Here is a 25214-nt window from a genome sequence, read left to right on the forward strand (position 1 = left end):
TATAGCATTAATTAACAAAATGCTTTTTAAAAAAATAATTCTGTTTTTTGTAAAAAAGTACCAAAGAATAAAAATGTTATTAAATAGTAAATAAAAAACAAAACAATTGACACTAAAAAAACTTTTTTTCTTTTAAAATTAAGGTTTTTTTATTTTTTTCGACTTATCGACATTTATTATTTTTATTATTAATTAAACAAAAGAATAAACATATATTTTTTTATTTTAAATTATTTTCTGATAATTTTAATATAATTAAAATTCTATGAATATTAATTATTATAATGATACTATAGCGGCTATTTCTTCTGGCAATATTAATCAAGCCATATCAATTATAAGAATATCAGGACCTGAAGCAATAAATATAATTAAAAAAATTTATACAGGAAAAATCGGGAAAGATAAAACAATAACTTATGGATTTATAATAGATCCAATAACTAACAAAAAAATAGATGAAGTATTAGTTAGTTTTTTTATCGGTAATAAAAACTATGTAGGAGAAGATACAATAGAAATAAATGCTCATGGTGGGATAATTGTTACGAATAAAATTTTAAATTTAATAATTTCAAATGGAGCAAGATTAGCAACTCGTGGTGAGTTTACAAGACGAGCATTCATAAATGGGAAAATTAGTCTTGAAAAAGCAGAAGCTATAAATTCTCTTATACATGCAAAAACTAATATACAAGCAGAAATTGCTATTAATCAATTTGAAGATAAAGATAATGAATTAATTAATAAATTAGAAGAGCAACTAATTAATATTATTTCAATTATAGAAATAAACATTGACTACTCAGAATATAATGATATTGAGCAAATGGATAAAACAAAACTTTTAAAGTTAATAACAAATTTAAAACAATATATTGAAATAATAATAAAAAAATCAGAATTTGCAACTGATGTATATAATGGAATAAAAGTGGCTATCGTCGGAAGACCTAATACCGGAAAATCTTCAATTTTAAATTTATTATTAAATAAAGAAAAAGCAATTGTTACAGATATCGAAGGAACAACAAGAGATATTATTGAAGGCGATTATGAAATAAATGGAATTCCTTTTAAAATAATAGATACTGCAGGAATTAGAAAAACTCAAGATAAAATAGAATCAATCGGAATAGATCGTTCATTAAATGCAATTAAAGAAGCAAAAATTATTGTCCATTTATTTAACCCGGGTCAAAAAGAAAACAAAGAAGATGAATTAATAAAAGAAATGTCAAAAGGAAAAATATATATTCCAGTATTGAATAAAAGTGATTTATTAAATGATAAAGTTTCATCTGATTATATATTAACATCAGCAAAAAATAAAAATATTTGAGAATTAAAGAATAGTTTGGTAAAAAACTATTTAAATCTTGATTATAATGACAGGGAATTAATTTATAATACTAGAAGATTAGGTTTGTTAAAGCAGTGTTATATTGAATTAAATAATGCGATTTTAAGCATGAATAAAGGTTTTGGCCCTGAGATTGTAATACTCGATATTAATAAAGCATGGTCACTACTTAGAGAAATTTTAAACAAAGAGCATGATAACGAATCTCTATTGGATAATATGTTTAATAAATTTTGTTTAGGAAAGTAAAAAAGGTGAAAAATGGGTTATAGTAGAAAAGTCGAACTAAAAGAAGGCCAAATATTGAAATGGGTTAAAAATGAATCAAAACCCTTTTATTTAGACCTTTCGTATGAAGGTTTAGGAATAATAAGAGATTTTAAAGTTCCTATATTTGTTTATAATTTACTGCCTGATGAAGAAGTCGATATCGAAATAACATATTGCTCTAAAAAATGTTGTTTTGCAAAAGTAAAAAAATATAGAACTTGTTCATTATTGAGAGAAAAAATGGAACCTTCAAGAGTTTTATTGTATGAAACAGGTTCTACTCCACTAGCTGGGATTAATTATGAAAACCAGTTAAAATTTAAGCAATATATTATTAAGAATTTATTTGAAAGAAATTTAAATTACACAAAAGTTTTACCTATACTTGAATCAAATTGCCAATGGTTTTACCGCAATAAAATTTCGTTGCAAATAAAATATGATGAAAAAGGTCCAAAAATAGGTTTTTTTAAAAAATATAGTCATGATCTAGTTGAGCAAACAGAAATGGAACTTGCGGTTGTTGCAATTAGGGAATTTTATAAAAAAGTGCTAATTAGTCCAAAAACAGATTTTGAAAAAGATTTTAAAAATCTTATATTTCAGGTTAAACCATTTAAAATTACTTTAAGATCGCCAAAAAGCTCATTTTGTTGTATTGAAATAATTCTTCATATTAAGGAAGATTTAAGTCCTGAAAATATAAAATTATTTGAAGCCTTATTAAAGGACAATCTAAGCTATAAAGTAACTTTCTTTAATACAACTTCTAATAAGTGGATTAATTTGCTAAATCATAATGGTATAAAATATGAACTTGGAAAATTAGTGTTTAATGTTGTTAATGATACTTTTTATCAAATAAACGAAACGGTTATGAATAATATATATAAAAAGATAAGTGATTGAATACCTAGTAATGAATTGAACGTTTTGGATGCGTTTGGTGGAGTTGGTACAATCGCTTGCTTTATTGCGCATAAATGTCGTAAGGTTTATTCGGTTGAGATAAACAAAAAATCATCATTAATGGCTATTGAAAATATTAAAGAAAATAAAATTTCTAATATCGAAGTAATAAATGATGATGCAAATAAGTGGCTTATTTTAAATAAAGAAAAAATTGATCTAGTGATTTTCGATCCGCCTCGAGAAGGTTTAGATTCAGAAACTATTAAATCAATTAAGGATTCTGATATTAAGAAAATAATATATTTAAGCTGTGAGCCTAAAACATTAGTTCGGGATCTACAGAATATAACAAGTTTCGGATATGAATTAATAGAAGTACAGCCTTACGATATGTTTCCACAAACCCAACATATTGAAACTCTAGTTTTACTAGAAAAGAAATCTTAATAAAATTTAAATTTAAAAAAGTAAGTCAAAAACTTACTTTTCATCAATTATATATTCAGTAAAGTTTGATAAGTCTTCCATTTTAAAAACATGAAGCGAAACTAGTGATTTTTTAAATCAAGGAATAGTTTTTATATGTTGTAAGGCTTTTGTAATTTGTAATAAATTATTTATTGAACGCGAGAAATAAAAGCTGTTTGACAATCAGTGAAAACCATAGTGTCTTAAAATATCCCTTATTTCTTCATATGCTTGTTTATAATTTTCTTCGCCGACTCCATATTCTCTAATTAATAATTCTTTTTTTAGATAAAAAACAAGACCGTACATATATACCTCTATAATGTAAAAAATATATATTTAATTATACCACCATTACCCTTAAAAATATACCCTTAAAAAAGTAGTTACTTCTTATTAAATTTAAAAATTAATAAGAAAATTAAAAACCCTGAAGAAACAAAAGGCTTGAAAGTTTTATTGAAATTCAAGTCTTTTTTATTTTTATTAATTTTTAAAAAAATATTAACTCAAAGTAAATCATAGAAATAGCTTCAATAAATATTGGTTTTTGTTACAAAAATATAGATAAGAATATATTTTTAATAATTGATTATTGACTTTAAAATCTTTTTAAAAAATGAATTGTTTTTATTTGTTATGTCTTACGTATCAAAATTGCATAAAAATGCAACATATATATATATATATATATATGTATAATATTACAATAAATATTTTTTATATTAAGGAGTAATAAGATGACAAAAAAATCTAAACTTTTTCTTTTAGGAACTTCATCTGCATTATTAGTTCCTATTATGACAATATCTTGCGCTACAAAAAAAGAACCAAATAAACCAAATAACCCATCAAATCCAGTTAATCCGCAAGATTCTCAAAAACCAAAAAAAGACACCCAAACACCTTCATCAATTGAACTGTTAGGTTTTGGTAAAGAAGAATTAAATAAGCCTTCTATCGATAAATCGATTACAGAAGAAGATTTTAATAGACAAATAGGAAAACAAAATTCACAAAAACAAACGAATCCTTCAACAGATGATAAAAAACCTCATAAACCATCTATAAAGTTAGACGAGAATGCTTTCAAAAACATTGCTCCAGATATTATTTTTGATTATAATGAGCCTTCAAATGAACAAATTCAAAAGATAGTTAATAATTATTATAATCAATATCTATATCAAAAATACGACCCCTCAAAAGAGGGAAAAGGAATTAGATTTTCTTTTTCATTAGAAGAAGAAAATAAAAATCCATTAAATACTGATAAGATTATTTTTAATAAAGACATCATTATCGATGGTAAAAAACAAAAGCAAAAACAACAAGAATATTTAAAACAATTATCCAAAATCATTGTTTCCGATTTAAAAAATAACACACAAGCCTCTTTAAATGGTAACAATAACAATATAACATTATCTTTATTCGAAAAAGAACAACAAGAAGAAATTTTAAATACCTTTGAAGAACATATTACAAGTAAATGAAATGATATAACAAAATCTTTTGTTTATGATGAATCATTGTTTACTTCTAACAATCTTAGTGTTGAAAGTTTTAAAAACAGTATAAGTGAATATTACAAAGCAGCTGATCCTACAACGAGAACCATTAAACAACTATTGCAAGACAAAGCAGTTGTTGATAGATATTTTAATATGCTAAAACCTTTGTTGGGCGGGTTTGTAGATTTAAAGGAATTTGGGGATAAGTTTGTATTATTTAACCAAAATAAATTTATTACCCAAGAAGAAATAAAACGCAAAAAAATTACCCACGGAGATTTTAATAAATTAATTCAATATCGTAAAGATGCAATTCGAGAATTAAGTGAAAAAATTACCTATAAAACTTGATTAAAAAATAAAAATGATGAATATTACACTTTATTAAGAAACCCAAAAATTCATAAAATGCACAATTACAATATTGCACTAACACAATTGTGAACGCTTATCGCAGAATTAAATAGAGGTTCAAATTTAATAAAAATAGATAAAGAAAAATTAGACCCTGCCTTGCATACTCAAGCCGAAGTTATTGCAATGTTAAAAAATCCTGAAACTAAAAAGAAAACAGAAAATGCATTTTATGCACAATATATGGATAAAATTTTTACAAACATTTTTAACGCAGGTGAAAAAGAAACAAGATGAGACAAAAATCAAAATTACGTTTTAGAATATAAAACACAGACACATCATTATAAAAAAGAGGAAAAATCTGAGAAAATATATCTTTTGACTAGATTGGTTTTTGATAATAAAGAAACAGATGAATTTTTGATTAAATATACATTCCGTTGAAGAAAAAATGCAGATCACCTTCATTTTAAAGAATCAAAGCCAGCACTTAAAGCAAACCGGTAGTGTAGTAAATTTTGTGTAAATTTATCTCTTGCTTACTTTTTGAGTAAGAGATTTGAGAATAGAAATTACACAAATCTAAATTTATTTTAATTATTTATAGTGCCTAAAAAAAGTAGACACCTCATAGGAGGAATGTCTACTTTTTTATCTTGCTATTTTTGTACATAACAAACCTATATTGCATCTTTTTTAATTGCTTAATTTAATTCTTTTCAATTAATCTTGATGCTTCGGCTAGGTTTACGCTAAAGAAAGTTGTAACACCTCTTTTCTGCATTGTTGCACCATAAAGTTTATCAACCCTTTCCATTGTGCCTTGACGATGGGTGATAACGATAAATTGTGTTTTTTCTTTAAGATTTTGTAAGAATTCTGCAAAACGGATTACATTTGCTTCATCAAGTGCAGCTTCTACTTCATCTAATATACATAATGGCAATGGCTTTGCTTTTAATAGGGAGAATAATAGTGAAATTGCAATAAGTGCTTTCTCACCCCCAGAAAAAAGTTTTAAATTTTTGATAGATTTGCCAGGTGGCTGTGCCACAACATCAATTCCACTATCTAGAAGATTCTCTGGATCTGTGTATCTAATTTCTGCCATTCCACCACCGAACATTTTTGAGAAAACAAACTTTATTTCCTTATTTGCAAGATCAACGGTGTTAGTTATTCTTTCGATTATTATCTTATCCATTTCACTAATAACTTCTTCAATTGTTGTTTTTGCTTCAACAATATCTTTTTCTTGCTTTTTGACTTCATCGTATCTATCCTCTGTTTCTTTAAGTTGTTCGATTGAGTCTAAACTTACATGGCCAAGATCTTTTATATCATTTTTTAAATCAGAAACAATTTTTCTTGCTATTTCAAAATCTAAATCTGCTATATAAAACTCTTTTGCTGTCTCAAAAAGCATATTATATTGTTCTGAAAGTCTTTGTTTTGCATAATTAATAGCTGCTTCTGATTTTGCTTTTTCTGCTATTTGCATAGCATTTTCACTAATGAGTTTATTTAAATCATTATTAGCCGCGCTTTGTTTTGCGTTTGCTTCTGCAAACTCTTTTTTAGCAACTTGTAATAATTCATTTTGAGAAGTTTTGTTTGTTAAAAGATGGCTTCTTTCAAGTACTAGTTTTTGAATTTCATATGCAATGTTAACAGTCTCTAGCTCTTCTATTTTTTCTTTTGATATATTTTCATATTGAATTCTTAATTCATCAAATTTTGCCAAATCATCGTTTTGTATAAGCTCTTGTTTTGACAAATTAAGGCTTAAGTTTGAGAATAAACTAAGTAATTTTTGAATTTCTTGTTCTAGATCATTTAATTTTGTTTGTCGTTCAGAAATTATTTTTAACAGTTCTGGTTTCAGTGATTCAATCTTTTTTATTTGCTCATCAAGGCCAAATGCTGATATGTTGTCGCTTTTTTGCCCCCCACTTAAAACACCACCAACTCTAATTATGTCTCCTTCGAGAGTGACAACCATATAGCGTTTTTCAAGCAGCTGTGATAATCTATTAGCATTTTCAATATTATCCGCAATCAAGATATTGCCTAATAAAAATTTTCTTAAAATATCAAACTCACGTTCAGTATAAACCAACTCTGATGCAATACCTAAAAATCCTTTTTGAGTTTGGGCTACAACAATATGGTGTTCCGAAACGTATTTAGGATTTATGGATGCTAATGGAATAAAAGTTGCTCTACCACCATTATTTTCTTTTAGGAATTCAATAGCCTTAACGGCTGTTTCAGAATTATCAACAACTATATGTTGTAAGGCTCCTGCTAGAATTGTTTCAATAGCAAGGCCAAATTTAGCATCAACGCTTATAATTTCTGAAACTAGAGCCTTATATCCTTTAAATAAATGCGAGTTTTCAACAATATTTTTTGTCCCTTTTTGTAAATTACTTTTGCTTTGCTTTACTTCATGAATATAATCTAATTTTGAATTTATTTTTTGTAGCTTTTCTTTGTCGTTATCCAGTTCTCTTTTAAGGTCATTTTTTTGAGCTGAAATATTTAAGATAGATTGATTAATGGTGTTGATTTTTTCTTTTTGTTGTTTAATAAAATTTTTAGAAAGTGAAATTTTTGTGTTTAGGCTACTTAATTCGTCTTTTAGGGCTTCTCTTTTTTGCTCTACGTTTGCTTCAATACTTCCACTAATAAGCATTTCACGTTGTTTTGATTCCCTAGCAGATCTTATTTCTAAATCATTAATTTCTCTACTTATTTCATCAATGCGAGAAGTTAGATTAATAATCGCAGCATCGAGTTCGACCATGAGATCGTTTTTTTGCTTTGTTATATCATTGTAAAGTTTGATTTTTATTTCAAGATCCTCTTTTTTTTGACTATAAATCATTGAATTAGCGTTTAGTTCATCTAACTTTTCTGAATGAGCCATAAAATCGTGAACTAACAATGAGACTTCAACTTCTTTAAGTTGTTCGCTCATTATTTTATATTTCTTTGCTTTCTCAGCCTGTTTTTGCAAAGGTTTTATTTGTTTTTCTAATTCCTGTACAACAATTGCTATTTGATCTAAGGCTTCTTGCGTTCTTTCTAATTTGCGCAATGCTTCTTGTTTTTTTGAGCGATACATCGATGTTCCAGATGCTTCCTCAAAAATTTCTCTTCTTCTTTCAGGTGTTGCCTCAGCAATATCAGAAATAGTTCCTTGCCCTATAATTGCTAATGATGATTTTGAAATGCCACTTTGCATGGCAATTTCTTTAATGTCCTTTTGTCTTGCTACTTCACCATTTATATAGTACTCATTGGCGCCCTTTCCTCTATTTAAGACACGAGAAATTGTAAAAAAATCATGGGGAATATTAGCGGCACGATCACGATTATCAAAAGTAAGTATGACTTCTGCGCGATTCATTTCCTTTTCTGTTTTTGACCCCGCAAAAATTACGTCCTCCATATTGTCACCACGTAAAACTTTTGAACTAGTTTCACCTAAAACTCATCTGATAGCATCATTAATGTTTGATTTACCTGAGCCATTTGGTCCAATAATTGCAACAACACCGCCGTCGAATTTTAATGTAACCTTATCAGCAAAGGATTTAAAACCATGTGATTCAACTTGAATTAATTTCATTATTTTCCTTTCCGTTTTTCAATGAAGACTTAAAAATAATAATATAAATTATTATAATAACTATTTTTAAAAAGGCTTAGCAAAAAACATTTTTTTCAATGTTGTTGTTATAAAAGCCATTTTTTATAATAAATTTATAATGAATTAATAAATTGTTTTCATTTTATTTTAAGCAAGATTATTCATTTTACAATACAAGTATTTGTTAGTGATTTTTATTAAAATCTTAAGAGTAAAAATAAGAATAAAAATTAATTCTTAAAACATATAAAATAACTTTTTAAAAGAAGTGTAAGTTTATTGTAAAAAGCCTTATAGTTAAATATTTTTTTAATTTTGATAAAATTAATAAAAATAAAGCTTTATTAGTATTGAGGTACCAATATGTCCAATAATAAAAAATGAAAAAATAAAAAAATTAACATTAATAACTATAGAACACTTGAGGTTCAAAAGCAAAGAAAAGCATTATCTAGCTCTTGAAAGATAGCTTTAACTGGTTTATTCCTAGTAGCAATTCCTTCATTTATTTTATTTATTTTGCTCGGCCGAGACGGATGGGCATTTGAAATAACAAAAAAAATGGAAAGATGGTCTATGCTCTTGCCTATTGCTATTGGTATTGTTATTATTCAAACTGCAGTTGTTTCTTTAATAGTTTTTAAATTTAAGGTTTATAGCAGTAGTTCATTTGTTTTTTTAGTTCCATTCGCAATTGCTATGGCTTCGTTCTTAGTTTCATCAGGCGTTGAAGAGTGGCCTTACAGAGTCATGCCAGCTGTTGGTCTTGCGTTTTTATCGTTACCAATATTGCTTGTGTTTAAACATATTGAAAAAAAGAAAAAAGAAAAACAAAAATTACAGTTTGAACAAGAAGAAAGAGCAAAAAGAACATTACTAGACTAAATAAGTTTAGTTTTTTATTTTATATCTAAATTAGTTTTAAATTAAGCCAAAATAAAATATTTACTTTCCAAGGAGATTATATGTATAAAAAAATTTCGCTAATTGATAAAGAAGTTGCAGAAATAATCAATAATGAGTCAAAGAGACAAACTGACCATATTGAATTAATCGCCTCAGAAAATTACGTTTCTGAGCAAGTACTAAATGCTGTTGGATCGTGTTTGACAAATAAATATGGTGAAGGATACCCTAATAAAAGATACTATGGAGGCTGTGAATTTATTGACCAAATTGAAACATTAGCACAGGAAAGGGCAAAAAAACTCTTTGGTACTAAATTTGCAAATGTTCAACCATATTCAGGATCAGTTGCTAACGCTGCTGTTTATATGGCCTTGTTAAAACCAGGCGATAGAGTATTAGGTCTTTCTCTTGATTCAGGAGGTCATTTGACTCATGGTTACAAAATCTCTTTTAGCGGAATTTTTTATGAATCATATACTTATTCAGTTGACGAAAACGGAGTAATAGACTTTAATGAAGTCTTAAAAATAGCTAAAAAGGTTAAACCTAAGATGATTATATGCGGATACTCAGCCTATTCGCAAATTGTAGAATTTGATAGATTTCGAGATATTGCAGATGAAGTAGGTGCATATTTATTTGCAGACATATCGCATATCTCGGGGTTAGTGATAGCAAAATTGCATCCATCACCAGTAGGTTATGCCGATGTGATTATGACAACAACTCATAAAACACTAAGAGGGACAAGAGGTGCAATTATTCTAACAAATGATGAAGAATTGGCTAAAAAGATTGATAAGGCAGTTTTTCCTGGTTGCCAAGGGGGAGCCTTGTTTCATCAAATTGCTGGTAAGGCTGTTTCTTTTTATGAAGCGCTTCAACCTGAATTTATTGATTATCAAAAACAGTTATTGATTAATTCAAAAGTTTTTTGTCAAACTTTTATGAATAAAGGAGCGAAAGTTATTTCTGGTTTAACAGCAAATCATCTTTTTATGATTGATGTTAAAAGTACATATGGTTTAACTGGTAAAGAAGCATCAAGAGTATTACAAGAATGCAATATCACCGTTAATAAGAATTCAATACCGAACGATACAGAAACACCATTAGTATCTAGTGGCATTAGATTAGGATCAGCCGCCATGACTTCTCGTGGTTTTGGCGAAGATGAATTTATCATTTTAGCTAACCTAATGGATAAGTTGTTAAGAGATCCAAATAATGAGAATTTAAAAACAGTTATTAAAAAAGAAGTAGCTAAACTAACTAATATGTTTCCAATAAAAAGAAGTTACATCAAAAATTAATGTTAGAGGTTTCAATGTTAGAAAAATTAGAAACAGATATTAAGAACTGAATCGGTTCAATTGCTGGCGTAGTTGATTTTAAGGCTTTGGATGAAACAAATATGGTTAATTTTGCTAATACGGGAATAGTTGTGGAAAAGATGCCGAAACAAAAAAACGGAATTTCTGTAACTATTGGATTAATAATTTTGATAAACTTAAATGCAAAAAACCTAGTGGAAGAAATATACCAAATCTTAACCTACAAACTAAAAAGCGAAAATATAAAATTATCAAAACTTTGTGTTTTTATAAAAGGAATAAGTAATGAAAAAAATTAACGGAAAACAATGGCTGGGCGCTATTTTGTCTGGTGCTTATAATTTAAGTAACAAACAAAATCTTATTAATGCATTGAATGTTTTCCCTGTGCCTGATGGTGATACAGGGTCGAATATGACGTCAACAATTATTGCAGTTGAAAATATTAAGGCAGATGAATTTAGCAATATTTCTGATATTTCCAGTCAAATAGGTCAATCATTATTATTTTCCGCCAGAGGTAACTCTGGGGTAATTTTAAGCCAAATTTTTAAAGGTTTCGCAGTTGCTTTCAAGGATAAAAAAGAGATAAATTCTTATGATTTGGTAAAAGGGTTTGAGGAAGCTTATAAATACGCTTACAAAGCTGTTTTAAAACCTGTTGAGGGGACAATATTAACTGTTATTAGACAAACATCAGAAGGGTTGAAAGAAAAAATTCTTATTGATAGTGATATTACTGACGTTTCACGTGTTGCCGTGGAACTTGCTAGAATAAGTTGCGATCATACACCTGATCTATTACCGGTTTTAAAAGAAGTTGAGGTTACTGATTCAGGCGGTGAAGGTTTGTATGCTATTCTTGAGGGAATGCATTTATACTTTCAAGGTCAACCTATTACGCTTTTGGAAAAACAAACTGAGGTAAATAAATTTATATCTGATAATGAAGTTTTTGATGGTGAGTTTGGTTATTGCACCGAGTTTATTGTCGAATTAAAAAATAAGAAAAAATTCAAAAAGGATTTATTAATTTCGAAATTAGAGAAACATGGTAGTTCAATGGTTCTTGTGCAGGATGACTCATTTTTAAAGGTTCATATTCATGTCACTAGACCTGGTGATGTTTTAAATATTGCCAACAGCTTGGGACAATTTATAAAAATTAAGATTGAAAATATGACCTTACAGGCTAATGATAGTAAAAGAAATAAAAATGATAATAATAGTAATGATCAATGTTGTGACGATAATCAACATGATTGCGGTTCAATAAAAAAGACTGCTGTAATCTCATGCAATTCTGGAACTGGCATTATTGATCTTTTGAAAGAAAATGGTGTTTCGTATATTGTTGAAGGTGGGCAAACTAATAACCCATCAATAAATGACATTGTATCCGCTATTAACGCCGTAAGAGCTGAAACTATTTTTATTCTTCCAAATAATAAAAATATTATCCTCTCAGCCCAACAAGCCTCAACTATCGTGCAAGATAAAGAAATTATAGTAATTCCAACAAAATCACAGGCCCAAACGCTAAGTATTTTATTTAACTATAGTGAGGAAAATAGTGTTTCTGATAATCAACAACTAATGAATGATGCTCTTTTAAATATTCATTATGGCGAGGTTTCTCCTTCAATTAAAACCACTAAACTCAACGGTATTAAGGTTAAAGCCGGTGATTTTATGGCTATAAAGGAAGGGAGATTGAAAGATACAGATCCAACATTTAATGGTGCAGCAATAAAATTACTTCATGAATTAATTACTCCCGAAACGCAATTAGTTAACATTTTTTATGGCCAAGATGTTACTGAGTCAGATATAGATGAATTACAAAATTATATTGAAATAAATTTTGATGTAGATATCGAAATACACAATGGCGGTCAAAGTATTTATCCTTATTTAATTTCAGCGGAATAGGAGAATTGAAATGAAAAAAATAGTTTTCGATGTAATGAATAATGATAATGGCTATAAAGAAGCAATCCAAGGCGCATTGGCCTTTATGAGTAAAAATAAGGATTATCAAATTGCCTTAGTTGGCGATAAAAAACTTATTGAAAAAGAAATTAAAAACAATACTTATTTAATAAAAAAAGAAGATTTTATAATTATTGATTCACCCAATTTAGCAACCATCAATTCTTCGATAAGAGACGTTTTAAAAAAGCCATCATCAATGTTGGATGCTTTTAATTATTTAAATGAGAATGATTTTGATGCAATCTTGAGCAGTGGTGATAGCGGGTCTTTTATTTCATTAGCAACCCTAAAAACAAAAAGATTACCAAACGTTTTTAGACCTGCTTTTATGCCCATATTGCCTACAATGTCTGACCATTTTTCCCTGTTATTAGATGCCGGCGCAAATATTGATACACCAGCTCAATATATTAACAACTGAGCTATTGTAGCTAGTAAATATTTTGAATTAATTTTTAAAAAATTTAACCCAAGTATTGGATTGTTAAATGTTGGCACCGAGGAATATAAGGGTAGCCAAAATATCAAAAACGCTTACACGCTATTAAAGGAAAATAAGAAAATTAATTTTTATGGATTTATTGAGCCTAACGATGCTATTGCCGGAAAGGTTGATATTATTTTAGCTGAAGGACAACAAGGAAATATATTTCTAAAAACTCTTGAATCTTCATTTATTAATTTTGGGAAACTTCTCAAGAAAATAATTTATAAAAATATAAAAACAAAGATAGCGGGTCTTTTTTTGAAAAATGATTTGAAAAAATTTAAAGAAAAATTTGACTACCGAAATATTGGCGGTGCATATATAATTGGTTTAGAAAAAATTGTTGTTAAAGCTCACGGCGGTTCTGATGAATTAGCATTTGAAAACGCATTAAACCAAATTAAGCTTTTGCTAGAAAAGGAAGATTTTATAAAGAACCTTTCAAAGCAATTGGGGGATATTGAAAATAATGAAATTTAATGGTAGTGATTTAAAAATCCTAGATAATGTCTTGCCCTTTTTAAAACAATTGGGAGTAAAAACAAAAGAATTAAGTGATGAACATTTGTTTATTTTAATAACTGCATTTACACATAAATCTTTTACGAATGAACATAAGACAAGACCTCATAATGAATATCTTGAATTCATTGGAGATGGTGTATTACAATTTGTTGTAACAAGTTGAATTGCCAATAAATTTCCGCAATATGAGGCAGGTTTAGCAAGTAAATTAAGAAGTAGTATAGTAGATAAAAATAACCTTGCCAAAATTGTTGAAAAGTACTCATTATTTAAATGATTAAGATATGGTAATTCTGCATTTTCTAATGGAACTAATATCAAAACGAAATCTAATCTTTATGAAGCATTTATAGGTGCTATATATTTGGTTTATGGTATTGAGGGGGTAAAGAAAATTACTGACCTAACATTATGAGAATCATTTAATTTGCAATGTAACAAAACCCATGTGCATCCTAAAAGCGAGTTGCAAGAATTATTACAACAATTTAGTCATTCTAGAATTGAGTATGTTACTGAAATGCTTCCTAACAATGAATTCGGTTCTATTGTATTGCATGAATCTCAAAGATATGGCGAGGGTTATGGTAAATCTAAAAAAGAAGCCGAAACTAATGCTGCAATTAATGCGCTGAAAAAATTAAGAAGAAAATAAATAAAAACGTCTTTTATGTTGAATACATACAAGACGTTTTTTAATTATAATTAAGGTTATTTTGTTAAAATAATTCAACTTGATTTGTATCATTTAAATTATCTAATATACCTAGTTTTTTTAGTTCGGAACAAATCTTAGAATTTACTTTTCCTCTCTGGCAAAGATCTTCGATAGATAAAAATTCTTGCTGATTTCGAGCATTAACTATTTGTTCTGCAACGGTATCACCTAGTCCATCAACAACAATAAATGGCGGTATTAAGGATTTGGTTTTTTCATCAACAATTCAATCTTTGGAATGAGATATTGATAAAGAAACGTTTTGAATTTTAAACCCTCGAGCATACATTTCCTTTGTTATTTCAAATGTGGTAATTAATGCTGACTCTTTTGTTGAAAGCGCATTACTTATATCGTTCTTTCTCTTTTTTAAATTCATTAGTTTTATATCAACGCTAGTATACCCTTTTGACATTGTTTCAATATCAATTGCATCTGGTCTTATTGAAAAATATGAAGCGTAAAATTGTAGAGGATAATAAAGTTTATACCAAGCAATTCTTCAGGCCATAATAACATAAGCCGTTGCATGAGCCTTAGGAAACATATATTCAATTTTTTTTAGTGAATTAATGTATCAGTCTGGAACATTATTTTTTATTAATAGTTCCTCTTGCTCTGCGGATAAGCCTTTACCCTTACGGACTTTTTCCATTATTTCAAAGGCTTTTAATGGCTCGATATTTTTTCTTATTAATTCTTGCATAATATCATCACGACAACATACACAATCTTTTAATTTAAACCCTTTTTTGACTAACTCTTCAGCATTTCCGGCCCACACATTCGTTCCGTGACTTAGACCACTTAATAAGATTAAATCATTAAATGTGCGTGGTTGCGCTTCTCTTAACATGTTTCTAACAAAACCCGTTCCAAACTCTGGCAAACCATAAGCACCTGTAGTTTCACCATCAATCATTTTTGGATCGATTTTTAGCGATTCAGTTGTATAGAATAACTTCATAACTTCTGGATCAGATTTTGGTATGTCTTTGGCATTTGTTTTTGTTAAATCTTCAAGCATTTTTATTGTTGTTGGATCATCATGACCTAGTAAATCAAGTTTTAAAACATTATCATGAATGGATTCAAAATTAAGGTGTGTAGTTTTTCATGAACTATTAACATCATTTGCGGGATAATTAACAGGTGTAAAGTCCTCAACATCAAATTCCTTGGGAATAATAATAATTCCTCCCGGGTGTTGCCCTGTTGTTCTTTTAACCCCGGCCGATTTATTTGCTAAGAAATCAAGAAAAGTTCTTGATCACGGTGTTTCACTTAATCGCACTTCTTCCATATATTTTCGGCAAAAACCATATGCGGTTTTTAAGGCAATTTTAGATATAGTTCCGGCCCTGAATGAATGATTTTCACCAAATAATTCCTTAACTAAATTGTGAATTTTTGGTTGATAATCACCACTGAAATTTAAATCAATGTCCGGAACTTTGTTAGCTTCAAAACCTAAAAAGGTTTCGAAAGGTATATTATGCCCATCTTTTGAGAGTTTTTTATTGCAATTTGGACAATTCTTATTAGGGAGATCCCACCCTGAATATATATTGGGATCATTATTTCATTCAAAATATTTGCATTCCAAACATAAATAATGTGGTTCAAGTGGATTAACTTCTGATATTTCTGATAGGTTAGCTACTATCGAGGAACCTACTGAGCCACGACTGCCCACTTGATAACCATCTTCATTTGAACGTTTAACTAATTTATGGCTAATTCAATAAATTACTGAGTAACCATACTTAATAATAGGGTTTAACTCTTTTTCTATTCTTTCAATGATTATTGGATCAGGACTTTTTCCATATTTTTTATAAAGATTTTCATATACTAAATTACGCAATTTAGTTGGTGAATCATCAAAGGTCGGAACATACAATTTATCTTTAATAACTTGTATGTTCTCAATTTGATTAGCAATTTTTTTGGGGTTATAAATAACAATATCTTTAATTAATTTTTCATCGCCTAAAAAAGCGAACTCATCTAACATTTGTCTAGTTGTTAGATATTGCAACTTTGGTTGTGTTTTTCTTTTTAATCAATGCACCCCACCACCAAGCGAAGGAGCGTTAATGTAAATGGCATGAATAGTTTTTTGAAAATCATAAACATATCTTGAATCAGATGTTGCAACACACATTTTGTTAAGCTTTTTGCATTTTTCGATTAAGTCATGATATGCGAATTTAAGATTTTCTCATGAGATAAGTTCCTCACCCTCTACTAAATACACAAAAGATGAAATCGGTGGCAATTCAATATAATCAAAGTTAATGATTTCTTTTTCTATTGATTCATTTGTACCCAGGATTATTTTGTCCCATAATTTTGAGCGATGTGTCCCTGAACCAAACAAAATATTATTGTATTTTATTTTATCCTCAATGTAAAACTTTGGACCGTCATTATAATTTTTTGTTAGTGATGAAGATAGAATATTGAATAACTCTTTAAGGCCTCTTTGGTTTTTTGCTAATACTCTTATTTCGGAAGACATTATTCTGTTTGATCATTGTGTAGCATCAACATTTAACAGCTCGGATGCACTAAAGATGTTTTTTTCAATGGCTAATCTTGTGATCATTTTTAATCATACTTGAGCCAAAGCATGAGCATCATAATCAGCCCTATGAGCGTCGCTAAATGTATAAATAACATTATGTCTCTTACATACATAATTCATTTTATGCCTTGCTTCACTTTTATCTAAAAAATATGAAACCCACAAGGAGTCAACACAAATTAGATTGCTTGTATCAAGACCTAATTGTCTAAATTTTTCCATACACATATTTATATCAAACGCAGCATTGTGCGCTACACCAATGCGCCCGTTTAAAATAGAATGGATTTTTTTAATTCCCTCTTCAGGGGATAGCCCCCCTTCTAAAAGTTGTTCATTTATTTTGGTTAGTTCTTTGATTTTTTGGCTTAGTGTCTTTTTTGTTTTGATAAAAAACTGAATTTTTTCTACTATTATGCCATTTTTAATTATTGTAGCTCCAAACTCAATAATATCGTCAAAGCGGCATGATAGTCCTGTAGTTTCGAGGTCAAAAACAACGTACTCAGCTTCTTTTAAATCAAAATCCTTAAATTTTTCATATCCTTTAAAAATTAAATTTTTCTTTGAAATTGTAGATAGTGTTGCTCCGTATATAGGTTTAATTCTTTTTTCTTTTTTTAAGGCATTATAGAAAGATGGGAAACTTTGCACATTATCTAAATCCGTAATTGCGATAAATTCATGGCCATATTTTATGGCAGCTTTTATATATTCATTAGGGGAAGAAATTCCGTCTTGAACACTCATGTGTGTTCTTGTGGCTAAATCTATTCTTTTTTCAACCTCATTATCTTCGGCTAATGAAGTTATTGGCTCTGTTTTGGTAAACGCTTGCGCACCGTATGCCATTATAACCTTAGCTTGTGTAAATTTGTCATCAGTTAGCATACCTGTTACATAAATAGTATCACCTTCATTGATAGAAGGTTTTTCTTCTGATTCGTTTTGAATAAAATTGACAGAAATAGCTTCGTTATAATCTGAAATTTTTAATGTTAAAAGGCGTTTGTTATTTTTTAACGATTTTCATTCTAAAAAATAAATTTCCCCCTTTACAATAACTCTTAGTTCTTCAAATGTTGTTAAGGCGGTAGCAATATCCATTTCAACTAATTTAGCCTTAGGTTTTGCGTAATATTTTTGACCGCTACTATTTGTTGTATTTTTATCTGGATTTTTTTGCGAAAAACTTAATTCCTCTTTTTGCTGAATTGAGTAGGAGTTTATTAAATTGTTTATGGTTTTTTTCTTACTATTATTTGAATTATCAGCTAATTTATAAATAGGTTTAAGAAATTCAAATCCTATTTTTTCTAGTCCTTGAACAATTAGGTTATTATTTTGTTTGAATTTTTCATATGCAGTTTTTAATGGAATAAGAAAATTTATTTCATTGTCAGTCACTTCTATATGAGCCGAATTTATAAAACCAGAAATGTCATTCAATGAAGGAAAACTTTTATCAATAACATATTTTAGATAGTCAGCAATGTTTTTTTTATCTAAAATAACATTTTGAATAATTAAATTAATGCGGCATTTTGGAAATCGAGACTCGACAGCTTTATGAAATTTCTTATATTCATTGATGTTAATATGTTGATCAAATTGTACATCAAAAACTCAGTTTTCAAATCCCTCTTTAATAGCGGGATGTACTAATAAAAGTTTAGCACCATCAAATTCATTAGATGGCTCAAATTTTACCTCTTTACATAGTTGTTTAAAATATTCATCCATCATATGAATTACCTCCAAATCTAATTAATAAATAATATTATTGAAGTCATGATTACAACAAATGAAGTTGAATCAAAACGATCCATAAAACCACCATGCCCTGGTATTAAATTTGAAAAATCTTTTATTCTATATAATCTTTTGACTAGCGAAAAAACAAGATCGCCTAGAATAGATATAAATGGTAAAAGGAATATGCCAGCTATTAATTGTTTTCAATTAGTAAAAATAGAAAATGTTTTGTTTTGTGTTATATGGCCTAAATACATTGTTATAAATACAAAAATCGATCCAAATATAAAACCTACAAAAGCACCCTCTCATGACTTCTTTGGACTTATTTTAGGAGCCATCCCTCGCTTAATTAATTTTTTTCCAAATAAAGAACCGCCGACATAGGCCATCGTATCAGTGATAACTGGTATTATAATAATGGCGAAGACAAAATATAAATTTGCAGCGTTATATATAAACAAGCTTTTAAAAGCAAGTGGAATAAATCATGTTGAAAAAATAGCAATAAAATAAGAAAAAATAAAGTCTCTTTTTATGGTTTTAGTAATAAAAAGATTTACTAGAAATATGCAAGTTATAAAGAGAATTATTAGCAATAGCTGTAATGCTCTAAATTTAGATAGACTATCATATCCAAAAAAAAATGATTTTTTTATTTGTTTTGTTACTATCAATATATTTGAACCAGTTGTTTTTGCGAGACCTATAAAATTACTATGTTCTGGTTGCGCTGAGAACCAATCCAGCGGAAAAGCCCAAACTAATACTGTTAAAATAGCTATAAGAATATTTTCCCATCTTTTTAAAATGTTATGAGAAAGAACCTCATAAGTTGCTCATGCAGAAATGATAGCAAAGAAGGAGAAGCCAATAACTTTTCCTGGTATTTTTCCAAAATATGTTATAAATAAAAAAGGCAATAAAATTAATGCTAAAATCATTGCTGACTTTATTCTTAGCTTAATATTTTTCATATTTAATAATTATAGACACTAACAGTTTATTAATGATGTAAAAAAAGTTTTATATTTATATTTTTTTATAGTAAATTTTGTAATAGATGACATTAAAGTTATAAATATATTTAATTACAAAATTAAAACACACCTTTTTAGTCCGAGAGATGAAATACAAAAAATCTATAGCAAAATTTAAATAGACTTTATCTTTAAATACTTTAAGAATTTGGACTATAGTTTTTAAGAAAGATAATTTTTTATAAATTATTTTGTAAATATCATAATTTTATTCCAATGTAGCTTATCAATAAAAATTTCAATAATTATATGTTAATTATTAAACCCCTTCTTTAAAAAATATATCGCTACACCGGACGATTATTTGAATTTTTATATGATATAATTTTTCTATGCGACAAAAAACTATCAATAAATTATTTTGTGTAGATAATATATATATATATATATATTATAGTTAAGAAGTTTCCATTTTTAAAGTATTCTCCTATTATTAATAGCAAGCCTTGACATTCTTAAAGAAATTTAAGAATTTTTTTGTATTTTTGATGAGTAAAACAATAAACGTTTTGGAAACTTTTTCAGGTATAGGAGCACAAAATAAAGCAATTACAAACATAAACAAATTAAGAAATAAGGATGTATTTAAGATAGTGGCCACCGCTGATTGAGATGCACGTGCCAACATATCATATGCCACAATGCATCATAATTTACATGATAATTATCTAAAAATATTGGCAAATAATAATTTAACCACTGAGTTACAAGTGAACGAATTTTTGAAGCAGTTTTGTTTATCTCTTAACTCAAAAACACCTGCAAAGATTAAATCTAAAAGCCTTAAATTCAAAAAATATCTTGCTGCATCAATACTATTAAGTAATAATCAAGTAGATATTCGTAAGTTAGATCCAAATATATTAAAAAAACATAATATTGATTTAGTTACTTATTCCTTTCCTTGTCAAGGACTTTCGGTTGCAAATATGGGTAGAGCAAAAGGAATCAACGATGATGAATCTACTTCATCACTTGTTTGGCAAATCTATCGAATTTTGTCCAATTCCTATCATAAACCAAAGTACTTAATAATGGAAAATGTTAAGAATTTATTGTCTCAAAAATTTATGCCTGAGTATCAAAAATGAGTTGCGTTTCTTGATGAATTGGGTTATAAAACATTCACAACAGTAATTAATAGTTTAGATGCAGGTTCGATACAAAAAAGAGAACGTGTGTTTGCATTAAGTGTGTTAAAAAACATATATACTCCATTTAGTAATGATTTTGAGTTTCGTGATTTTATTAACAAAATAAATCAAGCAAAAAAATTAAGTCTCGAACAACGAAAAGAACGTTTTAAGAATATCTTTGATTTTAGAAGCAACACAAAAGAAAATATCGATATGTTGATTAATAACACACCTTCTCGACTAAGAATGGTTAATACACAAAAAATAATTAATGATTCTAAAAACTACATCATTAATACATTGACTACTAAACAAGATAGGATACCATGCACTGGAATTATTAAGTGCAAAAACAATAATAAAGCAAAACTTCAATATAGGTTTATAAGTCCACGTGAAGCATTTATGTTAATGGGCTTTGGAAAAGAAGATTATGACAAAATAAAACTTTTTTATGATGAAGGAATATTAACAAAAGAGTCATTACTTAAACAAGCAGGAAACTCTATTGTTGTTGAAGCAATTACGTCAGTGTTTAACGCTGTTGAAGAAATAGAAAAAATAAATGGAGATTTAAATGAGTAAAATAAGTAAGAAAGAGTGAAAAAAATTTTTTAGTAATAATGGATATATAAATTGAAAAATTGACACAAGTATTACAACATATATTGATAATTCTGTTGGTAATTGAATTCCAAATATCAATGATACAAATAAAAAAATATATATTTTTAATAGAAACAACAAAAAATACCAAGCTTTTTTAGGTGAGGAAAGACAAGGCATTTTATTCTATAGATCTAAAGATAATTTATACGCTCATTCAGTATATAGACAAATTATTGATGTTCTTTATAGTACAAGAATAGTTTCCAAAAAGAGTGATGATTATTACGTGAGCGATCAATTTATTACATTTTTAAATAGCAAAACTAGTAAAGATAATTCTTGATTAATATATCAATTCATAAGAGAAAATCTTGGTTCACTTTTAGAAGAATATATAATTAAACCTTTAGAATCTTTTGAGAACTATCAGTCCGATAATGATGCAGATTACAAAAAAAATGAGGATTTACAAGTAACTAAATATTGGTTTAACGTTTTGCTAAGAGTTGATAAAAAGTATTTAAGCCGCTATTTTATTAAATGTTGAGACATTGAACCTAAAGGGGCTGATTTTGATAAGTTCGTATCTAATATTGTGGGTGAAGACGGTTCACAAGAAAGCAATCAAGTATTAGAAATGTTTAGAAACATCATTGATAAAATAGCAAATATTACAAATGTTGCAAATATTATGTGGGAGCTTCAAGAGATAAATGATTTAGTTGATTTTAAGATACCAAACCTTAACAGTGAATATAGTAATCCATTTTTAGATAAACTGGACAATGCAACAACAACCATTAAGGAACTTTCGGAAATATTATCTTTTAAAGATATTATTCAATCGCAAACAGAATTAAGATACCAAATACCTATATTTCAAAGATCATACTCATGAGATGAATATATCATTAATGGACTTTTTCAAAATATTTTAATTGATTCCAAAAACGCACGTCAAGGACACGATCAGACAACATTTTTGAATACTATAATTTTAATGAGTATTAATTATAAATACAATATTATTGATGGACAACAAAGAATAGTTTCGCTATTACTAATTTATTTAATGTTATTGAGAAAAGCTATGTCTCTCAATCAGGAAGAAGCTAAGAAAATTTTATTGTCTGATAACGGGCATAACAACATTAAAATTATTAAGAAAATGCTAGAAGATTTTAAGTCTCAATGTCCTGAACACTACACTCAACTATACAATCTATTTTTTAACGCTAAAGAAGTCGACCGTTCAACAAGATTTTATGAAAATTACAATGAAATAGTGCGCAATTTCGATAAAGAAATAACAAAGGATAACATCAAATCAATATGTAAATACTTTTTGAATAATGTAAAAATTAATATTGTTTCTATACAAGAGTACAATAGAGGAGACCTAACTAAAATATTTCAAAATATAAATCAATATAGCAAGCGTCTTGGAGTTTTAGACTTATTAAGAAATTTAATTTTTCAGCACACAACAAACCGCGTAAATATTAATGAGTTTAATAAGACAGTTAATATTTATTTTAGAAAATCAAATAAATTAGATAATGATGAAGACATTAAAAAAATAGTGACATTTATTGATGCTTGACTTGTTAAGGAAGGTAAAGCAGATAAAATAGAAGAAATAAATTCAAACTACTACGATATTACAACTAGAACATTTGAAAAATTTAAAATTTTCACCTCTCATAATTCAAATGCGCGAAACATAATTTATGAATTATGAAAAGAGTTTGTATATTACGAATACGCATTTACTGGGTGCGTTGAAAAAATAGATAATATTATAGATTCTAATTTAACCGTGTTTAAACATGAATGTGTAGAGTTTAAAAATTTTGTTGATGACTTTAATAAAAAAATTAAATATATTAATTTTATTAATTTGCAAATCAATAATATAACATCGGGTGGTTCTAAATCTATTTATGTTCCCTTAATCATATCAATCCTAAACAAATTAAACTTTTTTCCAAATGTTGATTTAAATGAAGAAAATCTTATTATTTTGTCTAAAGTACTATACAAAATTGAAAAGTTTGACACATTATGGGAACTTGATTTTAAAGGACAATCTCTAGGTACATCAATAATTAATAAAACAAATAAATTGTTATTCAAAGATAATAAACCCGTAGATGTTGAATTTGCTAATCAAATTTATAAAGAACTTATTAAGATGCTATCGTTAAATGATGAAGACGATAAAAATATTAAATTATTGCGCGAACATCTTAATAATAAATTTAATTATGAAATAACTGATGAGAATTCATCATTTAAACCAGTGTCAAATAAACTGTATAAATTAATTATTGCACGTGTATTTAGTGGTTTCAAAAATATGCGCGAACAGCCATTTTGATATGAAAAGTTTAGAAGTGAAGATGAACGTCAAAATGATTTAAGCTATTTAAATTTAAGTTATGAACACATATTGCCGCAAAAACCTTCACCAGAAGATCGCAAAGATTTAAAAAATATGAATATTGATTTTAATACAGACTATATGACACTAGTTTACAAGATTGGTAATGGTGATTTAATGTTTAAGCCGGATAACTCAAGATTAAGTAATGAAATGGTTAAAGATCCAAGTAAATATAATATGGTATCAAAAACAAATTTTGCATTAAACACACCAATAATGTCCTTGCTACCTGATAAAGAAGGCAATTTTACTAAAATATCTTTTAGCCCAATAGTTGGAGAACCTATTAAATGTCTTGAGGATTTTAAAAATCGAAAAAAATCTATTGATGAACGTACAAATCAAATTATTGAAGCTTATATTTATATTATGTTTAGCGATAAAGCAAATAAATTAAAGTAATATTAATAGAAAATGCACTATATAAAACATTAATTGTAAACAAAACAAAAATATCTATAGTCCCTAAGATGAAGTATCTAGATTCCTAGATATTTTCAAAGAAAAATGAGATTCTAAATATCACTATGCGCTTAAAAGTTGACAAAAAAACATCGATGAACTAATTACTTTCTTTAACTTTCTGGCCGAAATTAGAAAGCTATTTTATATAACAAATATCATCGAAAATTTAAATAGAAATATTAGAAAAATATCAAGAAACAAAACTTCATTTCCTACTGATGACTCTTTAATAAAGATAGTTTATTTTGCAATCCAAAATCAGTTAGAAAAATGAAATAAAGTTGTTCCTAACTGAGGACCTGTTTTTTGTGTATATAAATTTACATTTGTGTAATTGCTATTCTCAAATCACTTACTAAAAAGTAAGTCAGGGATTAACTTACACATTTTTTTACACTACCTTTAGAATTTTGCGCAATGTTTTTTATTAAAAGAGACAATTTGTTAAAATCCCGTTTGTGAATTTATTAATAATTTAAGTTTAATTATTTCTTTTTTTATTTTTTATAATTAAAAGACCCTTCCTAATAAAATTTCTTAAGAAAGGTCTAATAGATTTACACAAAACTTTTTTAGTTTTAATGAGATACATTAATCTTTTATTATAGTTTTGCCTTTTTGCACAAGTATACTTCTTATAAATTTACTTATTTTTTTATTCTC

At 27.7% G+C, this 25214-nt stretch carries 16 protein-coding genes; 12 read left to right on the top strand and 4 right to left on the bottom strand.

All coding sequences use genetic code 4. From position 1 onward, the window contains the following. Positions 1 to 265 precede the first annotated feature (265 nt). Positions 266 to 1612, top strand: coding sequence for a tRNA uridine-5-carboxymethylaminomethyl(34) synthesis GTPase MnmE (gene mnmE, locus ACWXVQ_RS01390; protein ID WP_456013317.1), 1347 nt, complete (start codon positions 266 to 268; stop codon positions 1610 to 1612). A 12-nt stretch (positions 1613 to 1624) separates the two neighbouring features. After that, positions 1625 to 2992 carry a 23S rRNA (uracil(1939)-C(5))-methyltransferase RlmD gene (gene rlmD, locus ACWXVQ_RS01395; RefSeq protein WP_456013319.1) on the top strand — a complete coding sequence of 456 codons (1368 nt, stop codon included), beginning with the start codon at positions 1625 to 1627 and terminating at the stop codon, positions 2990 to 2992. A gap of 33 nt (positions 2993 to 3025) precedes the next feature. Here rlmD and ACWXVQ_RS01400 read toward each other — a convergent pair whose 3' ends face one another. Then, positions 3026 to 3322 carry a hypothetical protein gene (locus ACWXVQ_RS01400; protein WP_438340497.1) on the bottom strand — a complete coding sequence of 99 codons (297 nt, stop codon included), beginning with the start codon at positions 3320 to 3322 and terminating at the stop codon, positions 3026 to 3028. 431 nt (positions 3323 to 3753) lie between these two features. Between ACWXVQ_RS01400 and ACWXVQ_RS01405 the strand changes: the two genes are divergently transcribed. Next, positions 3754 to 5391, top strand: a complete 1638-nt coding sequence (locus ACWXVQ_RS01405) for a hypothetical protein (RefSeq protein WP_456013321.1) — start codon at positions 3754 to 3756, stop codon at positions 5389 to 5391. 202 nt (positions 5392 to 5593) lie between these two features. Here the strand turns inward: ACWXVQ_RS01405 and ACWXVQ_RS01410 are convergent, their stop codons facing one another. Further along, the gene (locus tag ACWXVQ_RS01410; protein WP_456013323.1) at positions 5594 to 8521 is read right to left on the bottom strand and encodes an AAA family ATPase; all 2928 of its coding nucleotides are present in this window, start codon (positions 8519 to 8521) and stop codon (positions 5594 to 5596) included. 384 nt (positions 8522 to 8905) lie between these two features. On the opposite strand from ACWXVQ_RS01410, the gene ACWXVQ_RS01415 reads away from it, so the two are divergent. From ACWXVQ_RS01415 to rnc, 6 genes are all read left to right on the top strand, one after another. Beyond that, on the top strand, positions 8906 to 9427 hold the full coding sequence (locus ACWXVQ_RS01415) for a hypothetical protein (RefSeq protein ID WP_438340500.1): 522 nt from the start codon (positions 8906 to 8908) through the stop codon (positions 9425 to 9427). A gap of 80 nt (positions 9428 to 9507) precedes the next feature. Then, positions 9508 to 10764, top strand: coding sequence for a serine hydroxymethyltransferase (gene glyA, locus ACWXVQ_RS01420; RefSeq protein ID WP_456011871.1), 1257 nt, complete (start codon positions 9508 to 9510; stop codon positions 10762 to 10764). A 14-nt stretch (positions 10765 to 10778) separates the two neighbouring features. Then, positions 10779 to 11084, top strand: a complete 306-nt coding sequence (locus ACWXVQ_RS01425; RefSeq protein WP_438340502.1) for a hypothetical protein — start codon at positions 10779 to 10781, stop codon at positions 11082 to 11084. Continuing rightward, positions 11071 to 12717 (top strand): DAK2 domain-containing protein, encoded by a 1647-nt coding sequence (locus tag ACWXVQ_RS01430; RefSeq protein WP_456013325.1) that lies wholly within the window; start codon positions 11071 to 11073, stop codon positions 12715 to 12717. Before ACWXVQ_RS01425 ends, ACWXVQ_RS01430 begins: the two co-directional genes overlap by 14 nt. Before the next feature lie 10 nt (positions 12718 to 12727). After that, positions 12728 to 13747, top strand: a complete 1020-nt coding sequence (gene plsX, locus ACWXVQ_RS01435) for a phosphate acyltransferase PlsX (protein ID WP_444704900.1) — start codon at positions 12728 to 12730, stop codon at positions 13745 to 13747. Then, positions 13737 to 14447, top strand: a complete 711-nt coding sequence (gene rnc, locus ACWXVQ_RS01440; RefSeq protein WP_438340505.1) for a ribonuclease III — start codon at positions 13737 to 13739, stop codon at positions 14445 to 14447. The genes plsX and rnc overlap by 11 nt, the downstream gene beginning before the upstream one ends. A gap of 64 nt (positions 14448 to 14511) precedes the next feature. Here rnc and ACWXVQ_RS01445 read toward each other — a convergent pair whose 3' ends face one another. Both ACWXVQ_RS01445 and ACWXVQ_RS01450 read right to left on the bottom strand, forming a co-directional pair. After that, entirely contained in the window at positions 14512 to 18846 is a 4335-nt protein-coding gene (locus tag ACWXVQ_RS01445) for a PolC-type DNA polymerase III (RefSeq protein ID WP_456013327.1), read from the bottom strand. 17 nt (positions 18847 to 18863) lie between these two features. Further along, on the bottom strand, positions 18864 to 19832 hold the full coding sequence (locus ACWXVQ_RS01450) for a phosphatidate cytidylyltransferase (protein ID WP_456013329.1): 969 nt from the start codon (positions 19830 to 19832) through the stop codon (positions 18864 to 18866). Positions 19833 to 20383: 551 nt separating this feature from the next. On the opposite strand from ACWXVQ_RS01450, the gene ACWXVQ_RS01455 reads away from it, so the two are divergent. The 3 genes from ACWXVQ_RS01455 (at position 20384) to ACWXVQ_RS01465 (ending at position 24885) form a co-directional block, all read left to right on the top strand. Continuing rightward, positions 20384 to 21616 carry a DNA cytosine methyltransferase gene (locus ACWXVQ_RS01455; RefSeq protein ID WP_456013331.1) on the top strand — a complete coding sequence of 411 codons (1233 nt, stop codon included), beginning with the start codon at positions 20384 to 20386 and terminating at the stop codon, positions 21614 to 21616. Then, entirely contained in the window at positions 21609 to 24488 is a 2880-nt protein-coding gene (locus ACWXVQ_RS01460; protein ID WP_456013333.1) for a DUF262 domain-containing protein, read from the top strand. The genes ACWXVQ_RS01455 and ACWXVQ_RS01460 overlap by 8 nt, the downstream gene beginning before the upstream one ends. Positions 24489 to 24639: 151 nt before the next feature. Further along, a complete protein-coding gene (locus ACWXVQ_RS01465; protein ID WP_456013403.1) occupies positions 24640 to 24885 on the top strand; it encodes a transposase in 246 nt (81 codons plus the stop codon). The last annotated feature ends 329 nt before the right edge of the window (positions 24886 to 25214 follow it).

Source organism: Mycoplasma sp. 527 (assembly GCF_053851595.1).